This window comes from Sorangium sp. So ce693 (assembly GCF_051521375.1).
Taxonomy (GTDB): Bacteria; Myxococcota_A; Polyangia; order Polyangiales; family Polyangiaceae; genus Sorangium; species Sorangium atrum.
This window is the reverse complement of record NZ_CP150347.1, coordinates 534351-560039: the sequence shown is the minus strand read 5'-3', so window position 1 is coordinate 560039 and position 25689 is coordinate 534351. Positions and strand designations below refer to the sequence as shown.

The following is a 25689-nucleotide window of genomic DNA, read 5'->3' as shown; positions in this document are numbered from 1 at the left end:
AGACGGATGCAAGCGAAACGCAACCGCGCCGCTTTGCGCCGCGCGCACGGCGTGCTACCGAAGTCGGGCACGCGTGGTCTTGCAATCCCGAGTAGTTAAACTATACACGTGATCCGCGTCACCCGCGCGGGGACGGCAGCGCGCGCCCAGTGGCGGACTCCGCAGCGTGCCTTGCCTCCTGGCCACCTCTGGCCCGGGCGGCGTGCTCACGCCGCACAGGGCCCGATCCGCTGCATCCTGTGCGCCCGGCGTCGTCGCGCGGACTACGCGCATCGCCGGAGCAGCCATGAGCCAGGATCAAAAGCCCCCTCCCGTCGAAGGCAGCGCCCTCTGGTACAAGGACGCTATCATCTACGAGGTCCATGTCCGCGCGTTCAGCGACTCGAACGCGGACGGCATCGGCGACTTCGAGGGGCTCGTCGACAAGCTCGATTACCTCCAAGATCTCGGCGTCACCGCGATCTGGCTCCTGCCCTTCTACCCCTCGCCGCTGCGCGACGGCGGATACGACATCGCGGACTACGCCAACATCAACCCGTCTTACGGGACCCGGCGCGAGTTCGCCCGCCTCCTGCGCGAGGCGCACCGCCGCGACATCCGCGTCATCACCGAGCTCGTCCTGAACCACACCTCGAACGAGCATGAGTGGTTCCAGCGGGCGCGGACCTCGCCCAAGGGCTCGCGCTGGCGCGACTTCTACGTGTGGAGCGACACCCCGCACCGCTACAAGGACGCCCGGATCATCTTCAAGGACTTCGAGACATCGAACTGGGCCTGGGATCCGGTCGCCAACGCCTATTACTGGCACCGCTTCTACTCCCATCAGCCCGACCTCAACTTCGAGAACCCGGACGTCCACGCCGCCGTCTTCAAGGTGGTCGACTTCTGGCTGGAGATGGGCGTCGACGGGCTCCGGCTCGACGCCGTGCCGTACCTCTACGAGCGCGAAGGGACGAACTGCGAGAACCTGCCGGAGACGCACGAGTTCTTGCGGAAGCTCAGGCGCCACATCGACGCGAACTTCGCCGATCGCATGCTCCTCGCGGAGGCCAACCAGTGGCCCGCCGACGCCGCGGCGTACTTCGGGAGCGGCGACGAGTGCCACATGAACTTCCACTTCCCGCTCATGCCCAGGATGTTCATGGCGGTCGAGCTCGAGGACAGCTTCCCGATCGTCAACATCCTGAAGCAGACGCCCGTGGTCCACGAGAGCTGTCAGTGGGCGACGTTCCTCCGGAACCACGACGAGCTGACGCTCGAGATGGTGACCGACGAGGACCGGGACTACATGTACCGCGTCTACGCGCAGGAGCACACGGCGCGGATCAACCTGGGCATCCGCCGGCGGCTCGCCCCGCTCATGAAGACGCGGCGCAGGATCGAGCTGATGAACGCGCTGCTCTTCTCGCTGCCGGGGACCCCCGTCCTCTACTACGGCGACGAGATCGGGATGGGCGACAACATCTATCTCGGCGATCGCGACGGGGTGCGCACGCCGATGCAGTGGAGCGCCGATCGGAACGCCGGATTCTCCAGGGCGAACCCGCAGAAGCTCTATCTGCCGATCATCATCGATCCCGAGTACCACTACGAGGCGATCAACGTCGAGGCGCAGCAGCAGAACCCTGCTTCGCTCCTCTGGTGGATGAAGCGGCTCATCACCCTTCGCAAGCAGAACAAGGTGCTCGGCCGCGGGACGATCGAGTTCCTGCACCCGGACAACAGCAAGGTGCTCGCGTTCATCCGCGCGCACGCGGACGAGCGGCTCCTCATCGTCGCGAACCTCTCTCGGTACGCCCAGCACGTCGAGCTCGACCTCGCGCGCTTCGAGGGCATGGTGCCTGTCGAGCTGTTCGGCAGGAGCCGCTTCCCGGAGATCACGAGCCGCGGTTACTCCCTCTCGCTCGGGCCGCACGACTTCTTCTGGTTCGCGCTGGAGCCGGCGACCCCGGCGACGTCCGTCGGCGACGCCGAGGCGGCGCCCGCGATCTCGACGAAGGGCTCGTGGCGGGCGCTCCTCTCCCCGGAGGGGCGCAGGGTGCTCGAGCCGGCGCTCGGCAAGTTCATCGCGGCGCGGCGCTGGTTCCGCGGCAAGGCGCGCACGCGGCGCGCCACGACCCTCGCGGACGTCATCCCGATCCTCCGCGGCGAGCAGACCGCGGCGGAGCACTACCTCCTGCTCGTGCGCGTCGAGTACACGGACGGCTCGCCGGACACGTATGTCGTGCCGATCGGCTTCGCCACGGGCGACTACGCGCGGACGCTCGCGACGCGCACGCGCCACGCGGTGATCGCGGACGTCACGATCCGCGATCCCGAGCCGGAGAGCGCGGCAGCGCCGGAGGGGATCCTGTACGACGCCCTGACGACCCCGGAGTTCGCCGCGCTGATCCTCGCCGCGATCCGGGCGCGGGGCGTCGCGACGGGCACGGCCGGCGAGCTCCATGCGCTGCCGCTCGGGACGACGCTCGAGTCGCTCGGCGAGGGAGAGCTCCCGGCGCGCATCTCCGAGAGCGAGCAGAGCAACACGACCATCATTTACGGCGACAAGCTGCTCCTCAAGATCTTCCGGCAGGTCGAGGAGGGCATCAACCCGGAGCTCGAGATCGGCAGGTTCCTGACGGACGAGCAGTTCCCCGCGACGCCGCGGCTCGCCGGGGTGATCGAGTACCAGGGCCGCGGTCGCGAGGCGACCACGGTGGCGATGCTCCAGGAGTACGTGAGGAGCCAGACCGACGCGTGGACGAGCACGCTCGAGGCGCTGAACCGCTTCTTCGAGCGGGTGCTCACCGACGAGGGGTCGGTGAAGGGGAGCGCGCCGCCGATGCCGCCCGGCACGCTCGTCGACGCGTCGCGCGCGGCGCCGCCCCCGGTGGTGAACCAGCTGATGGGCACCGAGATCGTGAGGATGCGGCTGCTCGGCGAGCGCACCGCGCAGCTCCACCTCACGCTCGGCAAGCACAGCAAGGACCCCGCGTTCGGGCAGCAGTCGTTCACGACGCTGCACCAGCAGTCGATCTTCCAGTCGGCGCACGGCATGCTCGCGCGCACCTTCGCGCTGCTGAGGAAGCGCGAGCGCTCGCTCCCCGAGAGCGTGCGGGAGCAGGTGTCGGCGATGCTGCCGCGCGAGGCCGAGATCAACGCGAAGCTCCAGCAGATCGTGTCGAGGAAGTTCGACATCCCCCGCATCCGGACGCACGGCGACTTCCACCTCGGCCAGGTGCTCTCGACGGGCGACGACTTCATCCTGATCGATTTCGAGGGGGAGCCGGCGAGACCGCTGAGCGAGCGCCGCTACAAGCGTGGCCCGCTCCGGGACGTGGGCGGGATGCTGCGCTCGTTCGACTACGCCGGCGCCTCGGCGCTCCGGGACGCTCGCCTCCGGCCCGAGGACGTCGCCGTCCTCAAGCCGTGGACCGACGCCTGGGTGGCGTGGATCTCCGCGAGCTACCTCGCGGGATACATGGAGACGGTCGCGCGCGCTCAGGCGACCGCCGAGCCGCGGGCCGACGAGACGGCGCCGTACGTGCCCGCGAGCGACGCGGACGCGGCGCTCCTGATCGACTTCTACATGCTCGAGAAGTGCATTTACGAGGTCGGCTACGAGCTCAACAACCGACCTGACTGGCTGGACATCCCGCTGCGCGGGCTGGAGCGCCTGATCACGCCCAGAGCATAGGTCGCTCCGGGCTCTCTCTACTCTTCCTCTCCTCTTTTCCCGACCTCTGGATGCGCCGGCGACGCTGGACGCAGCGGGAGGCGCCGTTATTCTCGGAGCATTGGTGGCGCGATGATCCGGCTTGAGCTCGCGGGCATGCACACGCGGCTGCACTCGACGTTGTGCGGCTCATGCCCGCAGGGCCCGACGGGCTGCTGCGCCAGCCCGCCGGGGGTCGAGTGGTCGGACATCGGGCGAATCGTCTCGCTCGGCGGCGCAGGCTGGCTGCTCGAGCAGATGGCCGCGGGCAACCTGCGCCCGGGCCGGCGCGGCCTGCTCATCCTGCGGGTCGAGCCCCAGGACAGCGATGGCCGAGCGCTCCCCAAGAGGTGCGCTTTCCATGGTCATGAGGGCTGCACCATCCCCCCCGAGCGGCGCGCGGCGACGTGCAACTACTATGTTTGCGACGACGCCTTCGCGCACGGAGGCGAGCCTCGCGGGGCCCCTGAAGCGCTGGCCGGCCGCAAGGCGCATGACGCGCTCGTGGATCTCTACGGGAGATGGGATCTAGAGCTCGCCGACCGCATACGCGAACGCTGGCCCGACGGGCCTCCGTGGAACCACGATTTCCTCGACTGGCTCGGTCGAGAAGTCCGCCGCCTCGCGGGCAGGGCAGCGCCATCCATGCGGGTCCTCAGGGCCGGCACTTGAAGTATCCCCCGAATTTTTCGGGGGAATTCACAGGGAGACGAGGAGCCCTAATTGGACGGTATCGTGCTGACGTCCTGACGCCGGAGCGCGACGGTGCGCTCGACGACGTCGGACGCGGAGAGCTGCAGGAAGATCGACACGTCGACCCAACCGGCCCTGGACACCACGACGACCTGCATCCCTTGAGGCAGCTCGACGCTGAGGGGCGTCTTGCCGAGCATGGTCCCGTTCCAGCTCACGTTCGCGTCCGCGGGCTCGCTCTTGATCGTGACCTTGGCCTTCATCGGGCTCGCTTCGAGCGCCGCCGCAGCCGTGGACACGGCAGCAGGCTGCTCCGACGCGACGGGCCCCACCGAGCGATCGCGGAACATCGCGAAGGCCCCCGCGGCGAGCAGCGCGACCACGCCGAGCGCAGAGGCGAGATACCCACGCTGCCGCCAGGACGAGGCGCGCCCCACCGTCGCGCCCAGGCTGCCCGGGTCGACGGCCGTGGGCTCGTGATGATGGCTGGCGGGGATGCTGTGGCTTTGATCGCTGAGGAGGGGTAGACCGGCCGCGGTCGCGGAGGGCCACATCGAGCGGTTCATCCCCATGACCATCGAGGCGCGGGGGAACTCTCCGACCATCGAGGCGCGCTGGATGTCGCCCGCGACGTCCAGCGAGGTCAGGTACTCGAACTGCGCGGTGACCTGCTGGCGCACGAGCGCCCTGCTCTCCGAGAACATCTCGAGCACGTGCGCGCCGAGCTGCTCCGTGCGGACGTCCCCGCCCGAGGCCCGCAGGTAACTCTCCAGCGCGTCGCCCATCTCCTGCGCGGTGGCGAACCGCCGATCCGGATCCCGCTGGAGGGCCCTCGCCACGATCTCATCGAGCGCCGGGTCGATGTCCGGCACGACGGTGGAGAGCCGCGGGATGTCCCGCGTGAGCAGCTGGTGCATCACGGCGACGTGATCGCCATCGAACAGCCGCCGCATCGCCAGGAGCTCCCAGAGCACGATGCCGATGGCGAAGATATCGGCCCGCCGGTCGACGTCGGCGCTCGCCATCGCCTGCTCGGGCGCGGCGTAGGCCATCTTGCCCTTGAAGGTTCCGCTCTCGGTGTGCGCATCGTTGAGGGCCGCCTTCGCGACACCGAAATCAACGATCTTCACAGCTCCGTCGTACGTGATGAAGATGTTGTGCGGCGAGACGTCGCGGTGCACGACGCCGAGCAGACCGCCATCGAAGTCCGCCAGCTCATGCGCGTAGTGCAGCCCGCGCAGCGCCTCGACGATCGTCCTGACCCACGCCCCCCGCGTGAAGCTCGCGGCGCCAGGACAGCCGCTCACCACCGCCCTCACGACGTCCTTGAGCGGCTGGCCCTCGAGGTACTCCATCACGATGAAGTACCCGCCGCTCTCGCCCCCGATCTCGTAGGTCTGAACGACGTTGGGGTGATTGAGCCGGGCGGAGAGCTTGGCCTCGTCCAGGAACATCAGGACGTAGCGCGGGTCATCCGCCATCCCGACGCGGAGACACTTCACGACGACAAGCTTGTTGAACGACCCGGGCCCGCGGGAGACGGCCAGAAACACATCTGCCATCCCTCCACGGCCTAATTTTGCAATCAGGCGGTATCGACCAAGCAAGCTGTTGCTCGCTTGCTGGGTCGAAGAGATGGTTTGGCCGCCTGCATTCACGACATCCCCCGCTATAAGAGCTTAATTAGCCCGTTGACCTGGAGTTTGCAAAGACTTTTACGCCTGGAAACAATCCGCGCCCCCTGTAGAGACGCGTGCCGCATTGCTCCATCGCCTGGCCATCCATCATGGCTCATCCATGGCACATCGCAGCGTTCTGGCGCAGCGCTCCATCGCCGGATTGCTGCGCCAGGACACCCCCGCCCAGGCTGTGGATGTCATGGCCCTAACGAAATGGCCACGGTCGAACCGGCAAGCACGTGACCACACACACATGGTGCCCCTGTCGGGTCACCCGGTGTTCGGTCACCGCTCCATTGTACACCAAGCGCTTCACGAGCGGTGAAACTGGATGCGTGTCGCAGGTCGATCCTCGAGACCCTCCTCGGGGTCGCACAAGGCCAGCGGGACACAGGCCCGCTGGCCCGAGACGGGGCCAATCAGTAATGGCGCATACATGTTTGGCCTGGAGGGCGGCGGCTCCCGAGCAGGCCGGACGACCTCGGCTTCCCTGCGGCGCCGGGGGCTCCGCAGGAAATCGACGTCCGCCCTGCGCGGAGCTCTCTACAAGGCTGTCCTGGTCGTTCTGTGGAGGAGATCTACCAAGGGTCCTGCGCCCAGAACCTGCGCACGGCATCGAGCGTGGCGTCGAGCTGCTCGAAATGCGGGAGACCCAGCGTCGGCGCGATGCGGGCGACCTCCACGCGCGCGTTCTGCTGCGTGAGCTCGCCGAGGCGGTCGAAGCGCGAATAGGGGTCACGGTCGTGGAGGATCAGCGTGGCGACGGGCAGACGCGCATACAGGCGCTGGAGGGCGTCGTCCGTGAACAGGTCACCGGCGATGAACGCGAGGGGGGCCCGGTGGGCAAAAGGCTCCTTCGACGCGCTGATGGCATAGTCGACGAGGCCCGGATCCGGCGCGCCGACGAAGCTCTTCTTCAGGAACCAGCGAATGCTGGGCGGCGCGGCCAGCACGCGAAAGAGCGCCTCCGCGACGTAGGGGACGCGCGAGACAGCCCGGAAGAGGGCGCTCGCGCCGGGAGGCTCGCGGCCGAGCCCCGTCGGGGACACGAGCACGAGGCTGTGAACGATGCTCATCTCCTCGCAGGCGACGGCAGCGGCGAACTCGGAGGAGAGGGAGAGCGCGATGACGTCGGCGCCGCCCGGCGCGCGGACCACGTCCGTGAGGAAGCGGCGCAGCGCGGCGCGGTAGAGCTCGCGATCGTACACGCGGTCCGCTCGCTCCGAGAGGCCGAACCCGGGAAGATCGAGCGCGTAGACAGGCCGCTCGCCGCGGAGCGCATCGAACAGGGGCGCCATCTCCCTGGACGAGGCGGCGGCGTCGACCCCGTGCACGAGCACCACGGGGCGCCCGGCAGCGCGGGTGTCCACGTAATAGGCGAGGCGCCCCGCGCTCCACGTGTCCACGTGCCGTACCTCCGCGTCGAGCGCAGGGGCGAGGGGCGCGCGCTCCGCGGGGCGGAGCGCGCTCGGCACCAGCCGATCGACGAGCCCATCGAGGCTCATCGCGCGTGCGCTCATCACGTCTCCCCCGGCGGCAGCATCCCCTCGTTGTCCGCGCGCTCGAGGTCGGCGATGCTCGGATTCCTCGGCGCCGGCCGCGACTTGACGCCGCCGTCGCCCGGCCTCGCCTCCTGGCCGGCGTCGCTCCGCTTCTCGCGCTCTCGACGCTCTGCTTGACCAGCGACCTCCTGCGCTGCGCGCACAAGCCGCTCCAAACGATCCTCCTCCAGGTGATGGCGAGCTCCATCGGGACCACCGTGCCGATCCTCGAAACGGTGGTGCCCAGCGTCGACATGGCCATGAGACACCGCGCGATCAGGTCGAACTGTCATGCTCAGCTCCTTCCGCACGAGGTCAAAGCATGGACCGTGCCCCCGCGGACCGCGGCCCCATCAGCGCTCGCCGAGCCGATACCGGGCTGAACAGGAGCCAGGACGCCTCGAATGTGACCATTTGCCTCGGTCACCCGCGCTGATCCGGGCGACGGCAGCAGGGGAGCAGGTGATGAGCCGTATCAGGAGCGGATGGAATCGGGTCCTCGACGCCGATCCGGAGGGGACGTCGTCGCCAGTCAACCTCGCTGTTGCTGCGCCGCCGACGCCGAGTTTGCGCAGGTCCTGGAAGGTCTGGCACGGGTGGAGAAGGAGGGCGACCGGCCCGCGGCCGCACCGGCGCTGGAGGCCGAGGGGAGCTGCCCGGCCGCGATCCCCGGGCTCCGGACGTCAGCCCGTGACGTCGAGCTTCCGGCCGGCCGGCTTGTTGATGTCGACGAAGAAGTCGTTGCCCTTGTCGTCCACCACGATGAAGGCGGGGAAATCCTCGACCTCGATCTTCCAGACGGCTTCCATGCCGAGCTCGGGGTACTCGAGCACCTCGACCTTCTTGATGCAGTCCTTCGCGAGGCGCGCGGCCGGGCCGCCGATCGAGCCCAGGTAGAAGCCGCCGTGCTTCTTGCACGCCGCGGTGACCGCGGGCGAGCGGTTGCCCTTGGCGAGCATGACGTAGCTGCCGCCGTTCGCCTGGAAGAGGTCGACGTACGCGTCCATCCGGCCGGCCGTGGTCGGCCCGAACGAGCCGGAGGCGTAGCCCGCGGGCGTCTTCGCGGGGCCGGCGTAGTAGACCATGAACTCCTGCAGGTAGCTCGGCATGCCGTCGCCGCGGTCGAGGCGCTCCTTGATCTTCGCGTGCGCGATGTCGCGCGCGACGATCATCGGGCCGCTCAGCGAGAGCCGCGTGCGGATGGGGTACTTCGAGAGCTCCGCGCGGATCTCGCGCATGGGACGGCGGAGGTCGAGCTTCACGACCTCGCCCTCGAGATCCGCGTCGGTCGTGTCGGGCATGTACTTCGCGGGATCGGTCTCGAGCTGCTCGAGGAAGATGCCCTCGCGCGTGATCTTGCCGAGCGCCTGACGATCCGCAGAGCAGGAGACGGCGATACCGACAGGGCACGAGGCGCCGTGGCGCGGCAGGCGGATGACCCGCACGTCGTGGCAGAAGTACTTGCCCCCGAACTGCGCCCCGATCCCCGTCCGCTGCGCGAGCTCGAGCACCTTCTGCTCGAGCTCGCGGTCGCGGAAGCCGCGGCCGCGCGCGTTGCCCTCGGCCGGGAGCGTGTCGAGGTAGCGCGCCGAGGCGAGCTTCGCGACCTTGAGCGTGTACTCGGCCGACGTGCCGCCGACGACGATGGCGAGGTGGTACGGCGGGCACGCCGCGGTGCCGAGCGCGCGGATCTTCGCCTCGAGGAAGGACAGCAGGCTCTCCGGGTTCAGGAGCGCCTTGGTCTCCTGGTAAAGATAGCTCTTGTTCGCGGAGCCGCCGCCCTTCGCCATGAACAGGAGCTTGTAGGCGTCGCCGTCCGTCGCGAAGATCTCGATCTGCGCCGGGAGGTTGTCGTTCGTGTTGACCTCCCGGTACATGTCGAGCGGCGCGAGCTGCGAATAACGGAGGTTCTGCGCGCGGTAGGTCTCGAAGACGCCGCGCGCGATCGCCGCCTCGTCGCCGCCCCCCGTGAAGACGAGCTGGCCCTTCTTGCCCATGACGATGGCCGTGCCGGTGTCCTGGCACGACGGGAGCACGCCCCCCGCGGCGATGCTCGCGTTCTTGAGGAGCTCGAGGGCGACGAAGCGATCGTTCGAGGAGGCCTCGGGATCGCCGAGGATCCGCGCGAGCTGCGCGAGGTGACCGGGCCGGAGGAGGTGGGCGATGTCGCGCATCGCCTCGCGCGCGAGCAGGGTGAGCCCCTCCGGCTCGACCTTGAGGAACGTCGAGCCGGCGGCCTCGAAGGTCGAGACATGGTCGCGGCTGACGAGGCGGTACGGGGTCTCGTCATGCCCGAGGGGGAGCATGTCCTGGTACTGGAAATCGGTCATCGTTGGGGTCTCCGGGGAAGCAGAGAGACAGAGAGGCAGAGAGGCTGCGCGTCCCTCCTTCTTTGCATGGCTCCCGCCCCGGGCTCAACACCCACCCAGCGCCGGTCGTCACGCGGGGAGCGCGCGCTCGACGTCGTCGAGGACGGCCGAGATCGACCGCAGGAGGGGCTCCCGGGCGCTCCGCAGGAAGAAGTGCCCGCCGGGGAACATCTCGACCCGGAAGGACCCGCGCGTGTGATGGCGCCAGCCTTCGAGCTCGGCGCGCTCCGCGCGCTCGTCGTCGAGGCCTCCGAACGCGGAGATCGAGCACTCGAGCGGGGCTCCCGGGACGAACGTCTCGGCCTCGTTGACCGCGACATCCGCGCGCAGGAGGGGCAGGAAGAGCGCCAGGAGCTCCGGCTCGCGCAGCACCTCGTCGGGCGTGCCCCCCATGCGGCGGATCCGCTCCAGAAACGCGGGCTCGGGCAGGCCGTGGAGCGGATCCGAGCCGGAAAGGTGAGGCGGGCGCCGGCCCGACACGAGAAGGTGGCGCGGCAGGGGCGCACCCCGGCGGCGGAGCTCGCGGGCGAGCTCGAAGCAGACGAGCGCGCCGAGGCTGTGGCCATACAGCGCGAACGGCTTCGTGAGCCATGGCTCGAGCGCGGTGGCGAGGGCCTGGACGAGCGGCGTGAGGCGCTCGAATGGCGGCTCGCTCATGCGCGCCTCCCGGCCGGGGAGCTTGATCGCGCAGAGCTCCGTGTGCGCGGGGAGCGAGCGCCACCAGGCGCTGTAGATCGAGGAGCCGCCGCCCGCATAGGGCGCACAGAAGAGGCGAAGTCGGGCAGCAGGGTTCGGCCGCGGCACGCCGACCCAGAGGTCGCTGCTCGGGCTAGGCGTCGTCATCACAGGGCGCTCAGCATAGCTCGCCCCTGCGGCGCTCGCTCCCTACCATTTGCTGCCCAGGGCGACGCGGATGGTGGCGACCTTCCCCTGATCGAGGCCGAAGCCGAGGTCGTCGTCGAGCGCGACCAGCGCGCCGACGCGGGTGAAGGAGCCCTTCACGAGCGGCTCCCAGTCGACGAACGGCTCCGCCGCCAGCTGGGCCGAGTTGGTCGAGGAGAGAGGGAACGCCGCCTGGAGGCGCACGCCGATGCCGAAGCTGCCGAACGGGCGGAACGCGATCTCGTTGCCCTGCTCGATCACGGTCTTCGTGTCCTCCCCGTCCCGGGTCGGAAAGAAGACCTGACTCGCGAGATCGTGGGTGAGGAACAGGACCTTGCCGACGTTGATCTCGGTCCCGACGCGCGCCCGGAAGGCCCAGTGCGCGAGCAGCACGCGCTGCGCATCGAAGTAAGCCCGCGCGGGGAAATTCGCCACCGACGCGACCTCGAGCTCCGTGCCCGGGTGCGGGTGGAGCGGGATCGTCAAGCTCATGCCGCCGAAGAGCGCGAGGACGGGCAGCGCGTTGGCAGCGTAATGGAGGCCGAACGTGGGATTGCCGATGAAGAACTGGCTGTATCCTGCGCTGCTCGTGAACGGCCTGCCGAACAGGTCTGTCGACTGGGGGCCCGAGACGTCGCCGTAGACGAACGGGATCTCCGCGTCGAGGTGGAGACCCGCGAAGAGCTTGTACTGGGTGGCGGCGGTGATGGCGACGCCGAGCCGCGACGACTCCTCGACGGAGGCCTCTTCGCCGCCCGCCGCCGCGATCTCCCGCTGGTAAGACGAGCTGAGGACGTCGATCTCGAACCCGAACCGGCCTCCCTGGCTCTTCGCCCAACGCTCCTTCGTCTTGTCCGTGACGGGCTGCCGCGGCGCCGCCTCTTGCCCGAGCGCAGGCGCGGCCAGGGAGAGCATGAGGAACAGGGTCCCAAGAGACGCTTTGGTCGTGCTCACCTGGTGTCTCCCATCTCGTTCTCAACTCGCGGGCAGCGCGGGCGATTGACCACCTTGTCGCACCGTCGCCGCGGCGTCGTACGGGAGAGGCCCCCATGACCGCGGCGATCGCCCGGATCAATGCAGCTCCAGCGCCCTGGATGCAAGCGTTTTGACCGTCGCGACCCTGCGACGCTCTGCGTCGGTCTAGAAGGAGCCCGCGAGCTCGAGAGACGCCGGCGCGATCTTGAGGCTCACCGGAGGAGATGACGCGCGCTCTGCGTCGGCGCGCTCCGGGCCTGCACCAGCGACAGTGAGGTAGATCGAGAGGCCGCCGGCGAGCACCGCGGCGCCCGCGAGCAGGTCGGTGGTGAGCGCGAGCGCCTCGCTCCTCGCCCGCGCTCGCTCGATGGCGCGGGCGTCGCCGGGATACCGATCGAGCTCCGCGCCGAGGTCGCCGGAGGCGCCGAGCGCGAGGACGCCGGTGGCGGCCGCGCCCACGGTCAGCGCGCCGGTCGCGAGCCAGGGGAACAGGGGCACGCTCCGCTGCTGGCGAGGCGCGCGGTGGTCCATCAACGACGCGCTCGGCGGCGCCGGCGGCGGAGCCGGCGCGCCGCCCGCGCCCTCGCCGGGGCCCTGCCGGGTCCGCGCTTCGGGGAGCTCGATCTTGAGCTGAACGTGATCGCCGCCGGCCACATCGACGACCCGCAACACCGCCGGGCGGCCCGGCGCCTCGGCGACGATGCGGCGGCGCCCGGCGCTCATCAGGAGGGGCTCAGGGAGGGGCGTCTCGCCCACCGGCATGCCGTCCACGGAGATCTCGACGCCCGGCGCCGATGTCGAGATCTCGACCGTCGCGACGCGGCTCCGCAGGACGGCGATGTCCCGCTCCACCTCGGCCCGCCGGCTGCCCGGGATCTGCGCGCCGCCGTCGGCGAGGTACTTCTCGAAGGCGCGCAGCGCGCAGGCGTAGTCCTTGAGCTGATAACACGTACCCGCGATGTTGTAGAGCACCTGATACGCGGGCGCGAGCTCGTAGGCGCGGCGAAACTCGGTGAGCGCAGCGCCATAATCAACCTCGTTGTAGAGCTCGACGCCTCGCCGGAAGCGAGCGTCGGCTTCCTCGGTCTTGTTGCCGGCAGGCTGAGCGAGCGCGCCGAGCGGGGCGCTGAGCACGATCGCGGCGCAGAGGGCGAGCGCTGTCGGGGTCTTCATCGGGCGTACGGGCTCTCCAGATCGATCCCCCGCTTCGGCTTCTGCTCGGCAGACGGCGGCGACAGCGGCGCAGGCGCGCTCGACGGCGGCGCGGCGGACGCAGGCGGCGCCGCGGCGGCGCCCGCCGGGGCGCCCCGACCGGTGGGGGCGAGTCTCCCTGGCTGCGCTTCCGGAGCGCTCTTCAACGCGAGGCTCAAGAAGAGATCGTTGCTCGCCGTGATCGTCTCTTCCTGCGCGATGAAACCCGGCGCCTCCACGCGGATGACGTGCACGCGGCCATCCCTGGCGAGGCGGCCCTCGTAGGCGCCGCTCGACGTCGGGGAGCCGTCGATGGAGACCTTCGCGTCGACCGGCGAGACGCGGACGACGAGGCGGATGTCCTCCTCCTGCGTCGGAGAGGGCTCCATCGCGGGCGGCGCGGCGACCTGCGCCTGGCGGTGATCGCCCGCGGCGAGCCGCCATGGCTGCGCGCGCAAGACCCCGACGCTCACGGTGCCCCCGATGGCGACGAAGGTGGCCGCGACCAGGAACATGGCGCGGTTAGGGCGCGCGGCGCGCTCCTTCGCCTCGGTCGCGCTCACCGAGGGCACCATCGAGGTCGCGTCCGAGGAATGGCTGATGGCCGCGGGCGCGGTCATGGTCGGTGTCGTCGACATCCGACCGGTGCCCAGCTTCGGTAGATCGGGCGTCAGCGTGACCCTCGGATAACTCCCGGTCCAGCGCACGCCGCGCAGCTGCTCCTCCACGACCTGCTTGATCCGCGCCCGATCGTCCGCGAACTGGCTGGCGACGATCTCGCCGGCTTCCCGCGCGGTCATGCCCCGATGGCGCTCGACCAGCCAGCGCTCGAGATCCGCCTGCAGCTCGGCCGCGGTGGCGTAGCGGCCTTCGAGCGCAGGCGCGAGCGCCTTCTGGCAGATCCGCTCGATCTCGGGGTCGACATCGACCTTGGACGCTTCTTCCCTGAGGCTCGGAACCTCCCCGATGGCGAGCCGCCCGAGGATCGCGAGGTCGTTGAAGCCCTTCCACATGCGCCTCCGGGCGATCGCCTCCCAGAGGATCACACCCACCGAAAAGACGTCGGATCGCCGGTCGACGCGCTCTCCGCGCGCTTGCTCCGGCGACATATACGACACCTTTCCCTTGAGCATTCCGGTGCGCGTCTCGGTCAGCGAGTCGGCCGCCTTGGCGATCCCGAAGTCGACGACCTTGATCACGCCGTCATAGGTGACGAAGATGTTTTGCGGGCTCACGTCGCGGTGGACGACCTGGATCGGCGTCCCGTCGAAATCGCGCAAATTGTGCGCGTAATGGAGCCCGGCGAGCGCGTCGCACAGGACGCGCACCTGGAGCGGCAGCGGGACTTTGTCGTGCCCCATGCGGGAGCGAACGCTGCCGAGCGGCTGGCCGTCGAGGTACTCCATGGCGATGAAGAAGCGCGCCCCCTCGTCCCCGACCTCGTGCGTCTGCACGACGTTCGGATGATTCAATCGGGCCGCGAGGCGCGCCTCGTCGAGGAACATGGCGAGGATGTCGACGTCCTCCACGAGCTCGGCGCGCACCCGCTTCAGCACGACAAGCTTGTTGAATCCCGCGGGACCCTGGGCGACCGCGAGGCAGACGTCGGCCATACCTCCCCTGCCGATCTCGGCAATCGGGCGATATTTCCGCCAACCGTTGGGATCGCTGGGAGCGCTCATTCGACCTGTGCCGGATCGATCCCCAGAGGGAGGCCAGCCCGGGCGGGAGAATGCCCTCGAGCTGTTACCTCGAAGCGGCTGCCATGTGACGTTCTCGCGAATAGGATGGGCTCTTAGCACCGGTTTTCCCCACGTCCTGTCAGCCGGACAGCACGGCCCTGCTTGACAGAAACGATTCTCTTGCCATCGGGTCATTGCAATGAACCGCAAGCGCAGCCTCGTCGACTCATCACCTTCCGCCGCCCTCGCGCTCGCCATGGGCGCGCTCGCCACGGGCGCCCTCGCGTGCTCGTTCATCATCGAGCAGCGGGATGTGCAATGCAGTTCCGACGCGGACTGCGCGCAGTTCGACGGCGCCATCTGCAACCTCACGGACAGCATCTGCGTCCCCTCGTCGAGCGGCTCGGCCGGCGGCGAGGGCGGCAACCCGCCCATCGGGTGCGCGGCTGCCGACAAGCCGCCCGTCGAGATCACCGGTGATATCACGGAGGATTTCACGCTCAAATGTGACAAGAACTACATCCTCAAGGGGCAGGTGAACGTCTCGGCCGGGGCGACGCTGACCATCGAGAAGGGCACGACCCTCCTCGGCGAGACGAACCCGCAAGTCCCCGCCGCCCTCGTGGTGCACCCGGGCTCCAAGCTCATCGCCGTGGGCACCAGGGATGAGCCCATCGTGTTCACGAGCAGCAAGCCCCCGAAGGATCGCATGGCAGGCGATTGGGGCGGCGTCATCCTCCTCGGCAACGCGCCGACCAACCACGTGGACGCGAACGGCGCACGCACCCCGGGCCAGATCGAGGGATTGACGAACAACGGGCAATACGGGGGCATCGACGAGAACGACTCGAGCGGCACGCTCAAATACGTGCGCATCGAGTACTCCGGCGTGAAGCTCGCGCCGAACAACGAGATCAATGGGCTCACCTTCGGCGGGGTCGGCAGGGGGACGATCGTCGATTTCGTCCAGGTGAGGCACGTGTCCGACGACTGCTTCGAGTTCTTCGGGGGCACCGTGAACGCAAAGCACCTCGCCTGCCAGTACAGCGGCGACGACGCCTTCGACTGGGACCAAGGCTATCGCGGAAAGCTCCAGTTCCTCGTGGCGCAGCAGGACCCGGACGTCGCGGAGGAGACGAACGGGTTCGAAGGGGACAACGACCCGCTCGCGCTCACGCCGGCGCTCGAGCCTCGGAGCGAGCCGACGATCTACAACGCGACGCTCTGCGGGAAAGGCGTGGACGTGGGCAAGGAGCAGTACGGCATCCTCCTCCGCCGGTCGACGAAGGCGAACATCTTCAACACGATCGTCACGGGCTTCGAGTCGGGCCTCGACGTGCGCGACCCGGACCACGAGCAGAGCATATCGAGCTCGATCTTCTCCAATCTGGTGAATGACTTCGCCTATGCCGAGACGAGCGACGGGACAGGCATTCTCCAGGACGACGACGGCGGCTTCGATGAGATCGCGTTCCTGAGCGAGCCCGATCGGAAGAATCGGGAGGAGGACCCCGGTCTCCCGGGCTGCTTCGACCCGTCCGCGCCGGTCTTCGGTCCCGCGACGTCCCTGACCAAGGACGCAGTCGCGCCGCCGGGCGACTTCTTCGACTCGAGCGCCGCGTTCATCGGCGCGTTCAAGGATGCGAGCGACACATGGGCCACGTCGGGGAAGTGGGCCGTGTGGAGCCCGAACTGAAGCATCTCCCCGGATTTTTCGGGATTATTCACAGGGAGGCGGGGAGACGGGGAGTTAAATCCCATGAATCTCCCCGCCTCCCTGTTCAATTTCTCGCTTTCAATGCCACCCCAATGAGGGGATCTGTCAGGTGCCCCAAGTAGCTCGGGCCGACCACCTCCTCGACCGGGACCAAGAGCCGCTCTGGCGAACGCGAGGCTAGCCCGGGCGGCGCTCCAGCCGCCTGGCGAGGTTCCCGCGCTCCTCCGACTCCGCGCCCCCCCGCGCGCGCAGCGCGAGCGCGAGCACGCGCGGCAGATCGAGGGCCGCGCCGCGCGCACGCATCTCCAGATAGGACCGCTCGTAATCGCGGGGGACCCGCAGAGACCAGTTGTGGTCGCCCACCGTCCCGGGCGTATTGTAGATCTCCTTCATCCCGAGCAGATCGGCGAAGAAGACCATCACGTTCGACGCCCGGCTGGCGAAGAGGTCGGCGAGCTTGGCCTGCGCCAGCGCGCGGGGGTCGGACGCGAGCGCGCGCGCCATCGCGCCCTCCTCGGCCGGCGAGGGCGCGAGGCGCGTCGCCAGGTACGCCGCCTGCCGCCCCAGCGCGGAGGCGCGCTCCCAGGTGTCGAGGAGCCTCCAGAGCGGCGGCGTGTCGTGGGTCCCCACCATGATCCAATCGGCGGGCGCGGCGTTCTCGCTGCGATAGACGTCCTTCGGGTTGTCGAGATCGGCCTTCTGCGTGACCCGGAAACGCCCCAGCCCGTGCCGCTCGAGGACGGCCCCGAGCGGGAACGGGAGCGTGCTCAGGACCTCGCACACGACGTCGGAGATGGCGCGCCCGCGGGCCTCCGCGCAGCGCGCGATCGTGTCGAAGACGACGCTGTAGCGCCCGACCTGCTCCGGGGACAGCGAGGTGACCCAGTCGTCGGCGTACCGGGGCACGGCGCGGTTCAGCTGCCCAGGAGAGACGATGGCGTACCGCGCGAGCAACGGGTGCTCCGGCAGGTCCGGCGACGAGAAGAGCCGCGCCCCTCCCTGGACGGCGCGGAGCGGATCGGGGGCGTCCGCGGCATAGACCCAGGGGCAGACGAGCCCGTGCGGGTGATCGAGGCGCACCCCGTCGAACTCGTCGAACATCTTGTCCATCCGCGCCCGGACGAGCGCGAGCCCGCCGGACGACGCATCCGCGTACTGCGCGGGATCCAGGACAGGATAGCTCCACACCTGGCCCTCCGGGTTGGTCCGGCTCGGCGGCGCCCCCATCAGATAGCCCCTGAGGAAGACCGATTGATAGGCCCAGGCATCCTGAGGCGAATAGCCGATCTGCAGATCTCCGTAGAGCTTGAGCCCGAGATCGGCCGTCACCGCGCGGAGCGCCGCGTGCTGCTCGTGCGCGAGGAGCTGGCAGAAGGCGTAGAAGCGGAGCTCGTCGCGGTACCGGTCGAGGAGCGCTCTCCTGCGCTCCCCGCACGCGACCACCTCGCCAGGGCCAGGCGCGTAGAGGCGCCGGTCCAGCTCCGGCTCGCTGGACCAGCCGTGAAACCAGCCGCTCCGGTGCTCGGCGCAGAGGGGGCCGTAGAGCCCGTCCCTCTCGAGCCACGCCGCGTTCCGCCGCGTGAACGCGTCCAGGCGGCGCTCGAGGTCGCCAAGGTCGCCGAGCTCGCCGCGCCTCCGCCGGCCCTCGAACGACGCGTACGCCTCGCGGAGCGCGGCGCGCTGCGCGCGGTACGCATGGCCGTGCTGCGCGCGAGCCTCGCTGCCAGGAGGCCGCCCCGCGACGATCTCCCGGAGCGACTCGGGGCGGAGGAGCGCGCCAGAGGGGCCGTCCTCGACCAGCCGGGCGAGCGCGATCGACAGCGTGCTCCGCGAGAAGATGGTGCCGTCGTACGGAGACGCGTTGTCGGCGGAGGTCTCCCCCTGCGGCCCCAGCTGGACGCCGTTGAAGCCGAGATCCCGGACGAACCGGAGGAATCGGCGCCCGCCCTCGGTATACGGGGACCCGCGCCCGATGTCCTCCGCTTCGTCCGAGGGAAAGCTCGGATCGTGGATCGCGAGCACGAGGTTGCGGATGCCCAGCAGCCGCAGCGCGGCTTCCACGAGCCCCCTCTCGTCATCGACCCATCGAGCCTCGGCCGGCGCCGCATCGCCCCTGTCGTCCCCGACGTCCTTCATCGTGGCAAGGTATAGCGATGAACGGATCGGGCCGCCAACGCGCAAAGTGAAGAGACAATCTGCCTCGGTGATGTGATTACACCGATGTACGGCAAACCCCGAATGCCGCCGTCAGGCCCCGAGGCGCGTGCCAGCCGCGACTCCCGAGGTCGCGCTGGTGGCCTCCGCCATCGGCAGCGTGAAGAAGAACGTGCTGCCCTCGCCCACCTTGCTCTCGACCCAGATGCGCCCGCCGTGCACCTCGACGAGCGCCTTCGCGATCGAGAGGCCGAGCCCCGTGCCCTTGTGGGCCGTCTCCTTCGCCTGCCAGTAGCGCTCGAAGATCCGCGCCCGCTGGTCCTCCGGGATGCCCGGGCCGGTGTCGCGCACCGAGAGGCGCACCTCCCGGCCCCACGGCTCGGCCCGGATAGCGACCTCGCCGCCGGGCGACGTGAACTTGATCGCGTTGCCGACGAGGTTGGCGATCACCTGGAGGATCCGCTCGCGATCGCAGAGCGCCCGATCGACGCCGAGCTCGACGCTCTGCTCGAGGCGCAGCGACTTCTCCGCCGCCTCCTCCCGCAGGAGCTCGATGGCGTCGCCGAGCAGGCCGGCGACGTCGTGGGGCACCGGCTGGATCGAGATGTGGCCGCCGTCGAGCTTCGCCAGGTCGAGCAGATCGCGGATGAGGCGGTTCATGCGATCGGCCGCCTTCTGGATGCGCTCGACGGGGCGCCGCACCTCGACGGCTTCGTCCGCGCCCGGCAGCTTCCGGCGCAGGAGGCTCGTGTTCATGACGATGGTGGCGAGCGGGCTCTTGAGATCGTGCGACACCACCGCGACGAGCTCCTCCCGGGCCCGGATCGCCCGCTGCGCGCTCTCGTACAGCCGCGCGTTGTCGATCGCCAGCGCGGCCCTCCGCCCGAGATCCTCGGCGAGCGCCCGGTCCTCCACGCCGTACATCAGATCGTCGCGGCCGGACGCGATGGTGAGCACGCCGAGCATCGTGCCGCGCGTGACGAGCGGCACGGCGATGTAACGCCGGAGGCCGAGCTCCATGAGGAGCGCCTCGCTGGCCGACACCGGCGGCTCGCTGTCGTACGAGCCGCGCTCGCTCTCCGGGGCGAGGGGCGCGCCCGCGACCTCGCAGAGCGCCGCCTCGCCCGTCTCCAGCACGCGCGCGACGCCGGACGGGAGGACCGAGTCCATCGGCGTCTGGCCCTGCAGGAGGCGCGCGAGCTCGCTCTTCTGGGGATCGGCGTGGACGACGACAGCGCGCCGGAGCATCGCCTCGCGCTCGATGATGTCGACCATGCACCAGTCCGCGACGAACGGGACCGGCAGGCGCGCGACGCGCACCAGCGTCGCCTCGTAGTTGAGCGAGCTCGAGAGCAGCCGGCTCGCCTCCGAGAGGAACGCCGCGCGCCGCTGCGCCGCCTCCGCCGCCGCGCGCCCCGCCTCCGCGGCGGCGAGGTTCCGCGCCCGCTCGCGCTCGTTCTCGAGCATGCGGGCGTAGAGCAGGCGGTGCACGAGCGCCGTGCGGAAGATCGCCGTGAGCCGGCGCATCATGCCCCGGTACCGAGGCGCGAACGGGGGCTCGCTCTCGAAGCAGAGGAGGAGGCTGGATGCGCCGCTGTCGCCCTGCCCCTCCAGCGAGAAGTGCCACGTCACGAGCCCGGGCCGCGCGAGCTCGGGGTAGGGCAAGGAGAGGCCCGCGCCCCCGCCGGTGGGCTCGCCCGCCGCGGCGGGCGAGCGCGGCGGGATGGGCAGCGCGCGCGAGCTCGCCGACAGGCCCGCGGCGTCGAGGAGCCGCGGGGCGAGCGGAGCCGGCTCGACGAGCACGAGCACGGCGATGCAGCTCAGGCGCTCGGCGAGCCGCTCCAGGAAGACCGCCATCGACTGGTGCGGATCGAAGAGGTCGAGCGCCGCGACCGTGAGCTCCTGGAGGACGCTGAGGAGCGCCAGCCGTTCCTCCTGGATCTCGTGCTCTTCGCCGCTCGCCATGACAGGGCTCCAACCGCTCCGGCGCTCAGGCCCCCAGGGCGAGCACGACAGCGGTCTTGTTGTGAAACTGCGGTACTCCTCGGCCCAGCGTGCCGACTTCTCCAAAGGTCAGACAGCCCATCACCGGGACGCTCTCGCCGAGCTCGCTCTCGAAGGTGGTCAGCTCGTCGCGCACCGTCTCGCCGAGCATCATGCACCGCGAGATGCAGTCGAACACGAACGCTCCGGCGATGGGCCCGGCCACCGCGTCGCGCGCCGTGGTCGCGGCCTCGCGCGCGGCGCCGACGAGGCCGATGGGGTCGCCCTCCATGACGCGGATGAGGCACCCGTCCGGGACCTCGCCGACGCAGTAGAGCCCCCCCGGCGAGACGACGCGCAGCGGGTCGCGGATGACGTGCTCGCCGTCGGCCTGCGGGATGCCGAGCGGGTGGGTCATGGCGAACGTGGCGAAGCCGTCGATGTTCACCTGATGCCCCCTCGCGCGCGCGGTGCGCTGGTAGACCGAGAAGGCGCCCTCGTACTCGAGCTCGGCGAGGACCGTGCCCTCGGCGCGGGTGACCATCGTGGGCGGGCCATACGGCCGGAAGCCGTGGCGGATGCCGGTCGCCATGCGCGCCGGCGAGTCGATGGCGACAACGACCACGCTGTCCGAGTAGGCCCTGCCGCCCGCGAACTGCGCGGTGCGCACGAAGCGGAGGTTGTCGCCCGCGCCGCCGCCGGCCCAGACGACGCCCGTCCCGCCGACCTCGACCGCGCCGCGCACCACGTCGGCCCCGTTGCCCGTGACCGCGTCCGGCAGCACGATGAGCGCGCGGCTCCACCCGGGAGCGACGGACGACGGGAACGCCTCGAGGGCGCGCGAGGCGGCCAGCACGCCGGCGCGCCGCCCGTCCTGGCTCACCGGCTGCGCGACCCCGACGCCGACACGCACCGTCCCCGAGGCGACAAGCCCCACCACGAGCCCCTGCCGGAGCAGCCGGCTGCCGGCGAAGACCCCTGCAGTGCAGCACCCCGCCCAGGGGACGCCCGGCAGCTGGCTCGTCACGGCCGCGGCGAGCGCGTCGGCGTCGTACTGGTCCGTCGATAAGACGAGGGCGAACGCCGGTCGCGCCGCATGCTCCGTGCGGGAAGACCCGCGGAGCGCCGTCGCCACGGCCTCTGAGGCAGCCTCTTTCGGATCCGCCGCGGAGCTCGCCCCGACAAATACCTGTGTCGCCATGTTCCCTCCCCCCCTCGGAATTTCGGCACTCGCGTTATACTGGAGATTCATCCGATCGTCACGGCGGGTGATCCTCCCGTGATGTCATCCGTACAGGGCGCTCCCGTTCGTCGAGCGACTCGCGTCTTTTCAAGTCTTTCCACGTCTTTCACGTCTTTTCCGGCGCGACGCGCCTTGGCGAAGAGCCAGGCAGAGCCGTGGGGAGGCCTGCGAAGCGCAGACCCGCGAGGAGAGAGGGAGGCGCCTGAGGCCGAGGGGGCAGACCCCTCATCCTCCAATAAGACAACGTGCGCCGCAAGCTCGGCAGACGCGCCGGACACACTCGAATCGGCCGTACAGACGCAATCAGGGTCTTGCGCAAATACTGGACAACACGGCACCACACGGCAGCAGCGTGGCATTGCGAACCGCGCTCGATGGAGCCTTGATGCCCGAGGCGGAATCAAGGGGAGTCCACGGCGCGCTGCCGGGCGAGACGTGGTCGTTCCGTCCGACGAGAGACGGTGAACACCGGAAGCTCGCCGGGGATGGGATGATTCGGGGACGAGCTCAGGGATTCGCCCGCACGAGCGAGTACGTCAGGGGATGCCAGAACCCGCCCTGCTCCGCCCCCGGAGCAGCCCCGACGGCCACAAGCACGAACCCGAGACCGTCCCCGATGTCCGCCGCCGGCACGTCGCTGCTCGCCAGGATCTCGCGCATCGGCACCGACGAAGTCACCGCCCCCTCGATGGGATCGCGGGTCTCGATCGTGACCTCCTCGAGCGCGCCGAGGTCGCCCACCGAGAAGCCGGTGGACGGCGGGAACGGGGCGATCGCGCCGTACGAGAGGTCCTGCGCCAGCGTCGCCCCGGTCGCGCCCCCGCGCCCGGGCGTCAGCTCCACCTGGACCACCGCCGTCGCCGCGCTCGCGTGCGCGACCTGCAGGCTCACCCTGTCGAACCTCGTCCGCCGCGACATGGCGACCGCGACGAGCCCGGCGGTCGGCGTGTCGATCGTGTAGGCGTCGCCGCAGCCTTCCTTCTCGCTGGCGTGGGTGTGCCCCTCGCCGCCGAGGCATCCGGTAGCGACCAGGAGGAGGCTCTTCTCCTCGGCGAACACGGGCGCCGGCAGCACGGGGAGCCCCGCGGCCACGATCGGGGCCGCGCTCTCCGCGGCGAGCGCGAGGATCTCCGCGCAGTCGAGCCCCTCCGTCGCGCGGAGGTCGCCGGCGATCACGTGCGCGCGCAGGCTCGTCCCCTCGGGGATCGCCGAGCCGAGCGGCTCGACCGCCTGCGCCCGGGCGAACGCGAGGCCCGCGGCGGCGCTCGGCCAGGGGTCCACGCCGGCGCCGGTCCCGTCGGGGTACGCGAGGAAGCAGAAGCGGACCGCTTCGTGATCGCCGACGCCGTTCACCACCGTCAGCTTCGTCGGCCCCGGCGGCTCGACCTCGCCGCCGCCCGCGCCCGAGGTCGTCGTCGCTCCGCTCGTGGTCGCCCCCGGGCCGCCGCCGGCGCCGGAGGTGCTCGCCCCGCTCGACGGATCCCGGCCGAGGACGCCGTGGTCCTGCGTGCAGCCTGCCGCGACGGCAAGCGCGATCCCCCCGAGGCAGGCCCATCCGGACGAACGAACTCGGTGCAGCACGCTGCGAGCTTACCGTGCTAGGCGGGGTCGATGCGGGTCCATCTCACCGCGACGGCCGCGGCCGCCGTCCGCCGCGGCCACCCATGGGTCTACCGAGACGGCATCGCGGACGGCGGCGGGCACGGGAGCAAGCGCGGCGAGGGCAAGCGCGGAGAGCGCGTGCATCGCGGGGGCGCCGCGGCGTCGGGCGACGTCGTCGAGCTGTCGGCCGAGGGGGCGCCGTTCCTCGGGCGAGGGCTCTGGGACGCGGACTCGGCGATCGCCGTCCGCGTCTTCCAGCGCACGCAGGCGCCGCCGCTCGACGAGCGGGCGATCGCGGAGCGGCTCGAGCGCGCCTTCGCCCTGCGCGACGGCTGGTTCGCCGGCCGCGACACGACGGCCTACCGGCTGTGCAACGGCGAGGGGGACCGGGTCCCGTCGCTCGTCATCGATCGGTACGAGCGCGCCGCGGTGATCCGCCTCGACGGCGACATGCTGGCGCCCTGGCTCGATCGCCTGCTCCCGCACCTCGCGCGCGCGCTGGGCGCCCACGGCGTGCGCTCGATCGGCCTGCGCGCGCGCGCGTCGGCGGCGGCGGGCGAGGACGCCGACGGGAAGAAGCTCGCGCACCTGCACGGGCCGCCGCTGCCGGATCGCCTCTTCGTGAGGGAGACGGGGGTCGCGATGGAGGTCGATCTCGCGCGCGGCCAGAAGACGGGGGCGTTCCTCGACCAGCGCGACAACCGCGCCCGCGTGCGCGCGCTCGCGGCCGGGCGCCGGCGCGTGCTGAACCTGTTCAGCTATGCGGGGGGCTTCTCGGTGGCCGCGGCGCTCGGCGGCGCGGGCCGGGTCACCTCCGTCGACTCGGCGTCGGCCGCGCACGCGTCGGCGCAGCGCACGTTCCGCGAGAACGGCGTGGATCCCGCGGCCCACGAGTTCGTGACGGCGGACGCGTTCGACTTCCTCGAGAAGGCCCGCGCGCGCGGCGACCGGTACGATCTCGTCGTCTGCGACCCGCCGAGCTTCGCGCCGAGCGAGCGCGCGAAGCCGCGCGCGCTCGGCGCCTACCGGCGGCTGCACACGGCGGTCGCGCGCGTGCTGGATCGGGGCGGCATATTGTGCGCGGCGTCGTGCTCGAGCCACATCACGGCGGAAGACTTCCTGGCGACGCTGGACGACGCCACGCTGGAGCGGGACGACCTTCGGATCCGGGCGATCCACGGGCAGCCGGAGGACCACCCGACGCTGCCGGCGTGGTGGGAGGGGCGGTATCTGAAGTTCGTGGTGCTGGAGTGAGGGGCTGACGCGCGCGCGCGCGCGCGCCATTGAACGCGCGGCGCGGCGCGGCGCGCCGCGGCGCGCCGTGGCGCGCGTTCAATCCGGCACGGTGGAAATGGCCGTGCCTGGAATTCGCTGTCGATATAAAGACATGACCGCCGCGCGCCGCGGCCGTATCGGCCCCGCGGCGCGGCTCTCGGCGCCTCGGCAGCATCGCGCCTCGATGCTCCCTGTTTCGGCGTGATGTCGGCCTTCCGTGGCCACACTACTATACCGGCTCAGTATTGCCCATTACTTGGCCAACGCACTGCTTACCTGCGACAAGGCTGAGCAATAAAGCAGCATCCAAGCAGTCGTTCATCGGGCGCATCGCCATAATCCGCGGTACCTTGGCGGAGAGTCGCGCCGAGTACGCCAGTAGCTCGGACGCAGAAGACAAGGGGGTCTATCATGAAGACGTTGAGGATTACCCCGGAGCAGATGCGCTCGCGCATCGCGCGGTTCGGCGAGCTCCGGGCTCACATGAATCACACCGTCGACGCCAGCATCCCACAAGAGGCGTTCGACGCCGTGAACCCTCCCATGTATCTCCTCATGGCGCACGCGGCGCAGGGCGTCGGCGAGGGGATGGAGCCGGCCATCGCCGGCCCCAAGGGCATGAGCGTGGGCATCGTCAGCTGCCGGCCCGGCGATAAAGTTCTGCTGCACGTACACCATCGCTCGCGGGAGGTATTCCTTTGCCTCAAGGGCCGCTTCGCGCTGCGATGGAACGAGGGCGGCACGGACGAGACGACGCTCGAGCCGTTCGATATGATCGACGTCCCCGTGGGCGTCTACCGGCAGTTCGAGAACGTCGGCCAGGAGCCAGCGCTGCTCCTCGCCATCATCACGGACGAGCACGAGGACGAGCCCGGCGACATCGCCATCGCCCCCGAGGACAGGGCGCGCTTCGCCGAGCGCTTCGGGCCCGCAATCCTGGAGAAGCTCACGGCGGCGACTGGCCTGCTCTTCACCGACCCTCCCACGAAGTAGCGCCTGCCCTTGT

17 protein-coding genes are annotated in these 25689 nt (G+C 70.2%); 5 read left to right on the top strand and 12 right to left on the bottom strand.

What is annotated here, in order from left to right; genetic code table 11:
- Positions 1 to 286 precede the first annotated feature (286 nt).
- The gene (gene treS / locus WMF14_RS02190; protein ID WP_437798533.1) at positions 287 to 3679 is read left to right on the top strand and encodes a maltose alpha-D-glucosyltransferase; all 3393 of its coding nucleotides are present in this window, start codon (positions 287 to 289) and stop codon (positions 3677 to 3679) included.
- A 111-nt stretch (positions 3680 to 3790) separates the two neighbouring features.
- The gene (locus WMF14_RS02185) at positions 3791 to 4369 is read left to right on the top strand and encodes a hypothetical protein (protein WP_437798532.1); all 579 of its coding nucleotides are present in this window, start codon (positions 3791 to 3793) and stop codon (positions 4367 to 4369) included.
- Between the two features lie 47 nt (positions 4370 to 4416).
- On the opposite strand, the gene WMF14_RS02180 is transcribed toward WMF14_RS02185, so the two are convergent.
- The 8 genes from WMF14_RS02180 to WMF14_RS02145 form a co-directional block, all read right to left on the bottom strand.
- Positions 4417 to 6048: a protein kinase domain-containing protein gene (locus WMF14_RS02180; RefSeq protein ID WP_437798531.1), complete on the bottom strand. Its 1632-nt coding sequence runs from the start codon at positions 6046 to 6048 to the stop codon at positions 4417 to 4419.
- 599 nt (positions 6049 to 6647) lie between these two features.
- Positions 6648 to 7574 carry an alpha/beta fold hydrolase gene (locus tag WMF14_RS02175; RefSeq protein ID WP_437798530.1) on the bottom strand — a complete coding sequence of 309 codons (927 nt, stop codon included), beginning with the start codon at positions 7572 to 7574 and terminating at the stop codon, positions 6648 to 6650.
- Positions 7575 to 7588: 14 nt separating this feature from the next.
- Complete coding sequence (locus WMF14_RS02170; RefSeq protein WP_272097471.1) at positions 7589 to 7786, bottom strand: hypothetical protein; 198 nt, start codon at positions 7784 to 7786, stop codon at positions 7589 to 7591.
- Positions 7787 to 8293: 507 nt separating this feature from the next.
- A complete protein-coding gene (locus WMF14_RS02165) occupies positions 8294 to 9940 on the bottom strand; it encodes a fumarate hydratase (protein ID WP_437798529.1) in 1647 nt (548 codons plus the stop codon).
- Between the two features lie 108 nt (positions 9941 to 10048).
- Positions 10049 to 10822, bottom strand: coding sequence for a thioesterase II family protein (locus tag WMF14_RS02160; protein WP_437798528.1), 774 nt, complete (start codon positions 10820 to 10822; stop codon positions 10049 to 10051).
- 42 nt (positions 10823 to 10864) lie between these two features.
- A complete protein-coding gene (locus tag WMF14_RS02155) occupies positions 10865 to 11815 on the bottom strand; it encodes a hypothetical protein (RefSeq protein ID WP_437798527.1) in 951 nt (316 codons plus the stop codon).
- A gap of 186 nt (positions 11816 to 12001) precedes the next feature.
- Positions 12002 to 13009, bottom strand: coding sequence for a PEGA domain-containing protein (locus WMF14_RS02150; protein ID WP_437798526.1), 1008 nt, complete (start codon positions 13007 to 13009; stop codon positions 12002 to 12004).
- On the bottom strand, positions 13006 to 14709 hold the full coding sequence (locus WMF14_RS02145) for a serine/threonine protein kinase (RefSeq protein WP_437804131.1): 1704 nt from the start codon (positions 14707 to 14709) through the stop codon (positions 13006 to 13008). Before WMF14_RS02145 ends, WMF14_RS02150 begins: the two co-directional genes overlap by 4 nt.
- A gap of 199 nt (positions 14710 to 14908) precedes the next feature.
- Here WMF14_RS02145 and WMF14_RS02140 point away from each other — a divergent pair, with 199 nt between their 5' ends.
- Positions 14909 to 16405: a hypothetical protein gene (locus tag WMF14_RS02140; RefSeq protein ID WP_437798525.1), complete on the top strand. Its 1497-nt coding sequence runs from the start codon at positions 14909 to 14911 to the stop codon at positions 16403 to 16405.
- Between the two features lie 198 nt (positions 16406 to 16603).
- On the opposite strand, the gene WMF14_RS02135 is transcribed toward WMF14_RS02140, so the two are convergent.
- The 4 genes from WMF14_RS02135 to WMF14_RS02120 form a co-directional block, all read right to left on the bottom strand.
- Positions 16604 to 18562 (bottom strand): 4-alpha-glucanotransferase, encoded by a 1959-nt coding sequence (locus WMF14_RS02135; protein ID WP_437798524.1) that lies wholly within the window; start codon positions 18560 to 18562, stop codon positions 16604 to 16606.
- Between the two features lie 111 nt (positions 18563 to 18673).
- Positions 18674 to 20545, bottom strand: coding sequence for a sensor histidine kinase (locus tag WMF14_RS02130; RefSeq protein WP_437798523.1), 1872 nt, complete (start codon positions 20543 to 20545; stop codon positions 18674 to 18676).
- Positions 20546 to 20570: 25 nt separating this feature from the next.
- Entirely contained in the window at positions 20571 to 21764 is a 1194-nt protein-coding gene (locus WMF14_RS02125) for an FIST signal transduction protein (RefSeq protein WP_272097462.1), read from the bottom strand.
- A 549-nt stretch (positions 21765 to 22313) separates the two neighbouring features.
- The gene (locus tag WMF14_RS02120; protein ID WP_437798522.1) at positions 22314 to 23387 is read right to left on the bottom strand and encodes a hypothetical protein; all 1074 of its coding nucleotides are present in this window, start codon (positions 23385 to 23387) and stop codon (positions 22314 to 22316) included.
- 30 nt (positions 23388 to 23417) lie between these two features.
- Here WMF14_RS02120 and WMF14_RS02115 point away from each other — a divergent pair, with 30 nt between their 5' ends.
- Together WMF14_RS02115 and WMF14_RS02110 are read left to right on the top strand one after the other, a co-directional pair.
- Positions 23418 to 24662, top strand: a complete 1245-nt coding sequence (locus tag WMF14_RS02115) for a class I SAM-dependent rRNA methyltransferase (protein ID WP_437798521.1) — start codon at positions 23418 to 23420, stop codon at positions 24660 to 24662.
- 432 nt (positions 24663 to 25094) lie between these two features.
- Positions 25095 to 25676 carry a cupin domain-containing protein gene (locus WMF14_RS02110; RefSeq protein WP_272097459.1) on the top strand — a complete coding sequence of 194 codons (582 nt, stop codon included), beginning with the start codon at positions 25095 to 25097 and terminating at the stop codon, positions 25674 to 25676.
- Positions 25677 to 25689 lie beyond the last annotated feature (13 nt).